Origin of the sequence: Pseudomonas sp. GLN_2 (assembly GCF_043106005.1) — a bacterium.
Taxonomy (GTDB): Bacteria; Pseudomonadota; Gammaproteobacteria; order Pseudomonadales; family Pseudomonadaceae; genus Aquipseudomonas; species Aquipseudomonas alloputida.
The window spans coordinates 56,206-63,012 of record NZ_JBICMC010000039.1 but is presented as its reverse complement, the minus strand read 5'-3'; the positions used below and the strand labels follow the sequence as shown (position 1 = coordinate 63,012).

At 61.5% G+C, this 6,807-nt stretch carries 6 protein-coding genes; 4 read left to right on the top strand and 2 right to left on the bottom strand.

Features of this window, described 5'->3' with window-relative positions:
* Positions 1-28: 28 nt before the first annotated feature.
* Both rhlB and ACF8Q6_RS10450 read right to left on the bottom strand, forming a co-directional pair.
* On the bottom strand, positions 29-1,471 hold the full coding sequence (rhlB, locus tag ACF8Q6_RS10455) for an ATP-dependent RNA helicase RhlB (RefSeq protein WP_004575111.1): 1,443 nt from the start codon (positions 1,469-1,471) through the stop codon (positions 29-31).
* A 100-nt stretch (positions 1,472-1,571) separates the two neighbouring features.
* On the bottom strand, positions 1,572-2,228 hold the full coding sequence (locus ACF8Q6_RS10450) for an alpha/beta hydrolase (protein WP_192907687.1): 657 nt from the start codon (positions 2,226-2,228) through the stop codon (positions 1,572-1,574).
* 332 nt (positions 2,229-2,560) lie between these two features.
* Between ACF8Q6_RS10450 and ACF8Q6_RS10445 the strand changes: the two genes are divergently transcribed.
* From ACF8Q6_RS10445 to ACF8Q6_RS10430, 4 genes are all read left to right on the top strand, one after another.
* Positions 2,561-3,589, top strand: a complete 1,029-nt coding sequence (locus ACF8Q6_RS10445; protein ID WP_014859324.1) for an amino acid ABC transporter substrate-binding protein — start codon at positions 2,561-2,563, stop codon at positions 3,587-3,589.
* 67 nt (positions 3,590-3,656) lie between these two features.
* Positions 3,657-4,835 (top strand): amino acid ABC transporter permease, encoded by a 1,179-nt coding sequence (locus ACF8Q6_RS10440; protein WP_003251788.1) that lies wholly within the window; start codon positions 3,657-3,659, stop codon positions 4,833-4,835.
* A 10-nt stretch (positions 4,836-4,845) separates the two neighbouring features.
* The gene (locus tag ACF8Q6_RS10435; RefSeq protein WP_392493943.1) at positions 4,846-5,943 is read left to right on the top strand and encodes an amino acid ABC transporter permease; all 1,098 of its coding nucleotides are present in this window, start codon (positions 4,846-4,848) and stop codon (positions 5,941-5,943) included.
* Between the two features lie 10 nt (positions 5,944-5,953).
* Positions 5,954-6,718: an amino acid ABC transporter ATP-binding protein gene (locus ACF8Q6_RS10430; RefSeq protein ID WP_016498022.1), complete on the top strand. Its 765-nt coding sequence runs from the start codon at positions 5,954-5,956 to the stop codon at positions 6,716-6,718.
* Positions 6,719-6,807 lie beyond the last annotated feature (89 nt).

Genomic DNA, 6,807 nt, shown 5'->3' with positions numbered 1-6,807 from the left:
CCACAGGGCGCATATAGCCTGCTGAAGGTCAGTGATGCTTGCGCGGCACCGGCTTGAGCAGTTCATCCGGCGGCATCTCGCACTTGATCTTGCGCCCCAGCAGCGCTTCGATCGCTGGCAGCTGATACGAGTCATCTTCACCGGCGAAGCTGATCGACACACCACTGGTGCCGGCACGGCCGGTACGGCCAATGCGGTGCACGTAGTCGTCAGGGTCTTCCGGCAGGGTGAAGTTGATCACGTGGCTGATGCCATCGATATGGATCCCGCGCCCGGCCACGTCGGTGGCCACCAGCACGGTGATGCGCCCTTCGCGGAAGCTCTCCAGGGTTCGGATGCGCTTGTGCTGCGGCACGTCACCCGACAGCTGGGCGGCATTGATACCGTCGCGTACCAGCTTTTCCTCGATGCGCCGCACTTCGTCCTTACGGTTGGCGAACACCATCACCCGTTCCCACTTGTTTTGGGTCACCAGGTTATACAGCAGTTTGTACTTGTCGCTGCCGGCCACCGCATACACGTGCTGCTCTACCGTTTCGCTGGCCACGTTCTCCGGCTCGATCTCGACGATGGCCGGGTTGGTGGTCCACTGCTTGGCCAGGTTCATCACATCGTCGGTGAAGGTGGCGGAGAACAGCAGGGTCTGGCGCTCGCTTTTCGGCGGTGTCTGACGAATGATTTGGCGGACCTGGGGGATGAAGCCCATGTCGAGCATGCGGTCGGCTTCGTCAAGCACCATCACCTCGACCATGTCCAGGTGCACTTCGCCACGCTGGTTGAAGTCCAGCAGGCGGCCCGGGGTAGCCACCAGGATATCGCAGTGGCGCGCTTCCAGGGCTTTGAGCTGCTTGTCGAAGTCCATGCCACCGACGAAGCTCATCACGTTCAGGCCGGTGTACTTGGTCAGGGCAGCGGCGTCCTTGGCGATCTGCACCACCAACTCGCGGGTGGGGGCGATGATCAGCGCGCGCGGCTCGCCCATGTAGCGCTCTTTAGGCGGTGGCGTCTGCTGCAACTGGGAAATGATCGAGATCAGGAAGGCGGCCGTCTTGCCGGTGCCCGTCTGGGCCCGGCCGATGGCGTCCTGGCCACGCAGGGTATAACCCAGGACCTGCGCCTGGATTGGCGTGCAGTACGGGAAGCCCAGGTCGTGGATGGCGTGCATCAGCTCGTTGGACAGCTTGAAGTCGTGGAAGCGGGTTTTGCCTTCCTGTGGCTCGACCACGAAGTCCTCGGGCTTCCACAGGCTGGCCTGCGGCTTGGGCTTGCGTTCGCGGCGCGGTTTTTCCTTGGCCGGTTGTTCGGCAGGTGGCGTAGCGGCGGCAGGTTGCTCAGCCTTGGGGGCGGGGTTGGCATGGGGTGCGGCCGGTTTTGCCGCGGGCCGGGCTTCCGGCGTCACGCTGGCAGCAGGAGCGGCGGCTTGTGGTGCGGCCTCTCCCTTGCCGAATATTTTTCTGAGTGCTTTGAGCACGGTCGTCTCATCAACTGATTAAGGAATGTACGCCGGGCAGTGTAATGCAAGATCCGGGCGCGGCGTAGCGGAATACGCCCACAACTACAAGCGAGGTTGCCTATTGCAGCTGCTTGCTCAGCCAGTCGTGGATATCGTTCAGTTCTTCGACCACCACTTCGTGTTCCATCGGGTATTCGTACCAGCGGGCAGCGACGCCCCAGGTGTTCAGGTACTCGAAGGCGGTACGGCCCATGGACGGGATGACCACCGAGTCATGCACGCCATGCAGGCACAGGGCTGGTGTGCGCTGCTGGCAGGCACTCAACTGGTGTTGGTCATTGAAGGTGGGAGCATAGGTGGACAGGGCGATCACCCCACCCAGTGCTTCCTGCCACTTTATATAGGCAGTGTGCAGCACCACCGCGCCGCCCTGGGAGAAGCCGGCCAGGAAGATTCGCGACAGGTTGATGCCTTTGGCCTGCTCGGCCTTGATCAGCGCAACCACCTGCTCGGCAGAAGCTTCCAGCTGCGCGTCGTCGATGGCACGGGCCGGGGTCATGGCCTTGATGTCATACCAGCTGGGCATGGCATAGCCGCCGTTGATGGTCACGGGGCGGGTCGGTGCCTGGGGCATGATGAAGCGTGTGCTGAGCAAGCGCTCCTGCATGAATTCGGCCACAGGTAGGAAGTCGTAACGGTCGGCCCCCAGACCGTGCAACCAGATCACACAGGCGTCAGCGGTTTTCTGTGGTTCGAGAATCAGCGGGTTGGTCATGACTGCTCCGAAAGTGTGCGGGTCTTGTTATGGCGTGCGTGAAAAGAAAGCACCGGAAATGATTGTCGGAAAAAGAATGTCGCAACGATACAACTTTTCCTACTTGACGAGCGCTTAAACGCTACAGCCAGAAAATTTGGTACGCGGTTTGCAACTCAACCTGTGATGCAAAGGGCAGGCCGTGACGGTAACACCCTCTGCACGCGAAGGCTGTCACAGAACAGTCCATTGCGCCAATTGACCCAATAACAAGCCAATACGGGTCGGATACGCCTCAAAAGGGTGCGGTGCAATTCCGGCTCGATACAACAAGAGCGATTTGGAGGTTGTGAATGAAGATGTTGAAAACCACCCTGGCAGTCCTGACCGCTGCCGCCGCGCTGGGCGCCGTGAGCACTGCCCAGGCCGGCGCCACCTATGATGCGGTCAAGAAGAAGGGCTTCGTCCAGTGTGGCGTGAGCGACGGTCTTCCAGGCTTCTCGGTACCTGATGCGCAGGGCAAGATCGTCGGCATCGATGCCGATGTCTGCCGCGCCGTGGCCGCCGCCGTGTTCGGTGATGCCACCAAGGTCAAGTTCAGCCAGCTCAACGCCAAGGAACGCTTCACTGCCCTGCAGTCGGGCGAGGTCGACGTGCTGTCGCGCAACACCACCTGGACCAGCTCGCGCGATGCCGGCATGGGCCTGGTGTTCGCGGGTGTCACCTACTATGACGGCGTCGGCTTCCTGGTCAACAAGAAGCTTGGCGTTTCCAGCGCCAAAGAGCTCGATGGCGCGACCATCTGCATCCAGGCCGGTACCACCACCGAGCTGAACGTGTCGGACTTCTTCCGTGCCAATGGCCTGAAGTACACCCCGATTACCTTCGACACCTCTGACGAGAGCGCCAAATCGCTGGAGTCTGGCCGTTGCGACGTGCTGACTTCGGACAAATCGCAGCTGTTCGCCCAGCGCTCCAAGCTGGCTGCGCCGACCGACTACGTGGTGTTGCCGGAAACCATCTCCAAGGAGCCACTGGGCCCGGTAGTGCGTAAAGGCGACGAGGAGTGGTTCAGCATCGTCAAGTGGACCCTGTTCGCCATGCTCAATGCCGAAGAAGCGGGCATCACTTCCAAGAACGTCGAGGCCGAGGCCAAGGCCACCAAGAACCCGGATGTCGCCCGACTGCTGGGTGCGGATGGCGAGTATGGCAAGGACCTCAAGCTGCCCAAAGACTGGGTAGTGCAGATCGTCAAGCAAGTGGGTAACTATGGCGAAGTGTTCGAGAAGAACCTGGGCCAGAGCACTGACTTGAAGATCGACCGTGGCATGAACGCCCTGTGGAACAACGGCGGCATCCAGTACGCGCCTCCAGTGCGCTGATGGCTGCACCCTGCGGCGGCATTCCGCCGCCGCAGGCTGTTCGAATCCCTACTGTCCGGGGCACTTCATGCAAAATCAAATCGGCGCACCCAAGGGCTTGTCCCTTAACGATCCGCGTGTGCGCGCGTGGCTGTTCCAGATCCTCACGATCGTCTTCGTGGTCGGCCTGGGCTGGTACCTGTTTCACAACACGCAAACCAACCTGCAACACCGGGGCATTACCTCGGGCTTCGACTTCCTCGACCGCAGTGCCGGCTTCGGTATCGCCCAGCACCTGATCCCCTATGTGGAATCCGACAGTTATGCGCGGGTGTTCGTCATCGGCCTGCTCAATACGCTGTTGGTGACCTTCATCGGCGTCATCCTGGCAACGATTCTGGGCTTCATCATTGGCGTAGCGCGCCTGTCACCGAACTGGATGATCAGCAAACTGGCAACCGTGTATGTGGAAACCTTCCGCAACATTCCGCCGTTGCTGCAGATCCTGTTCTGGTACTTCGCCGTGTTCCTGACCCTGCCGGGGCCGCGGGGCAGCATCAACATCGATGACATGTTCTTCATCAGCAACCGCGGCCTGAACATGCCGGGTGCGTCGATGGCCGACGGTTTCTGGCCATTCGTGGTGGCCCTGGCAGTAGCGATTGTCGCGATCGTGCTGATGGTGCGCTTCGCCAACAAGCGCTTCGACGAGACCGGCGTGCCATTCCACAAGTTCTGGGTGGGCCTGGCGCTGTTCATCGCCATCCCAGGGCTGAGCGTGTTGCTGTTCGGCAGCCCGGTCAGCTGGGAGGTGCCGCAGCTCAAAGGCTTCAACTTTGTCGGTGGCTGGGTGCTGATCCCCGAGTTGCTGGCGCTGACCCTGGCGCTGACTATCTATACGGCAGCCTTCATCGCCGAGATCGTGCGCTCCGGTATCCGTTCGGTCAGCCATGGCCAGACCGAAGCCGCGCGCTCGCTGGGCCTGCGCGAGGGCCCGACCCTGCGCAAGGTGATCATTCCCCAGGCACTGCGGGTGATCATTCCGCCGCTGACCAGCCAATACCTCAACCTGGCGAAGAACTCTTCGCTGGCGGCCGGTATCGGCTACCCGGAGATGGTCTCGCTGTTCGCCGGCACCGTGCTCAATCAGACCGGCCAGGCCATCGAGGTGATTGCCATCACCATGAGTGTCTATCTCGCCATCAGCATCAGCATTTCGCTGCTGATGAACTGGTACAACAAGCGCATTGCGCTGATCGAGCGGTGAGGATACGCCCGTGAATGCCCATGTTTTCAAACCCGATATGCCGCCACCGGTGAAAACCGTCGGCGTGCTCGCATGGATGCGTGCCAATCTGTTCTCCAGCTGGCTCAACACGCTGTTGACCCTGTTCGCCCTCTACCTGGTGTGGCTGATCGTGCCGCCGTTGCTGCAGTGGGCGTTGATCGATGCCAACTGGTTCGGCACCACGCGCGCCGATTGCACCAAGGAAGGCGCCTGCTGGGTGTTCGTGCAGCAGCGCTTTGGCCAGTTCATGTACGGCTATTACCCGACTGAGCTGCGCTGGCGTGTGGACCTGACCGTGTGGCTTGCCGTGCTCGGCGCCGCGCCGCTGTTCATCAAGCGTTTCCCGCGCAAGGCCTTCTATGGCCTGGGCTTCCTGGTGCTGTACCCGGTACTGGCCTATACCCTGCTGCACGGTGGGTACCTGGGCCTGGAAAGCGTACCGACCAGCCAGTGGGGCGGGTTGATGCTGACCCTGGTGATCGCCACGGTGGGCATCGTCGGCGCCTTGCCGCTGGGCATCCTGCTGGCACTGGGCCGGCGTTCGAGGATGCCGGCCGTGAAAGTGGTGTGCGTGACCTTCATCGAGTTCTGGCGGGGCGTACCGCTGATCACCGTGCTGTTCATGTCGTCGGTGATGCTGCCGTTGTTCCTGCCAGAAGGCATGAGCTTCGACAAGCTGCTGCGGGCGATGATCGGTGTGATCCTGTTCCAGTCGGCGTACATCGCCGAGGTGGTGCGCGGCGGCCTGCAGGCCATCCCCAAGGGCCAGTACGAAGCCGCCGCGGCCATGGGCCTTGGCTACTGGCGCTCGATGGGGCTGGTGATCTTGCCGCAGGCGCTGAAGCTTGTGATTCCCGGCATCGTCAACACCTTCATTGCCCTGTTCAAGGACACCAGCCTGGTGATCATCATCGGCCTGTTCGACCTGCTGAACAGCGTCAAGCAAGCCGCGGCCGACCCGGCCTGGCTGGGCATGGCTACCGAGGGCTACGTGTTCGCCGCCCTGGTGTTCTGGATTTTCTGTTTCGGTATGTCCCGCTACTCCATGCATCTGGAGCGCAAGCTGGACACTGGCCACAAGCGTTAGGAGTTTCGAAATGAGTGAAGCGATCAAGCAGCCTGCTGGCCCCGAAGGCATCATCCAGATGCAGGGTGTGAACAAGTGGTACGGCCAGTTCCATGTGCTCAAGGACATCAACCTGAATGTGCGCCAGGGCGAGCGCATCGTGCTGTGCGGGCCGTCCGGCTCGGGCAAGTCCACCACCATCCGCTGCCTTAACCGCCTGGAAGAGCATCAGCAAGGGCGCATCGTGGTCGATGGCGTGGAGCTGACCAACGACCTCAAGCAGATCGAGGCCATCCGCCGCGAGGTGGGCATGGTGTTCCAGCACTTCAACCTGTTCCCGCACCTGAGCATCCTGGAGAACTGCACCCTGGCGCCGATGTGGGTGCGCAAGATGCCACGGCGCAAGGCCGAGGAAATTGCCATGCACTACCTGGAGCGTGTGCGGATTCCGGAGCAGGCACACAAGTACCCTGGTCAGTTGTCTGGCGGCCAGCAGCAGCGTGTGGCCATTGCCCGCGCGTTGTGCATGAAGCCCAAGATCATGCTGTTCGACGAACCGACCTCGGCACTGGACCCGGAAATGGTCAAGGAAGTGCTCGATACCATGGTGGGCCTGGCCGAGGATGGCATGACCATGCTCTGCGTGACCCACGAAATGGGCTTTGCCCGTACCGTGGCGAACCGGGTTATCTTCATGGACAAGGGCGAGATTGTGGAGCAGGCCGCGCCGGATGACTTCTTCGACCGGCCGCGCAGTGACCGGACCAGGTTGTTCCTCAGCCAGATCCTGCATTGATGCAGTAGCGGCTGCAGACTCGGCCAACTGTGGAGCAGCCTTGTGTCGCGATGGGCCGCAAAGCGGCCCCGGGCATATGCCCTGCGAAG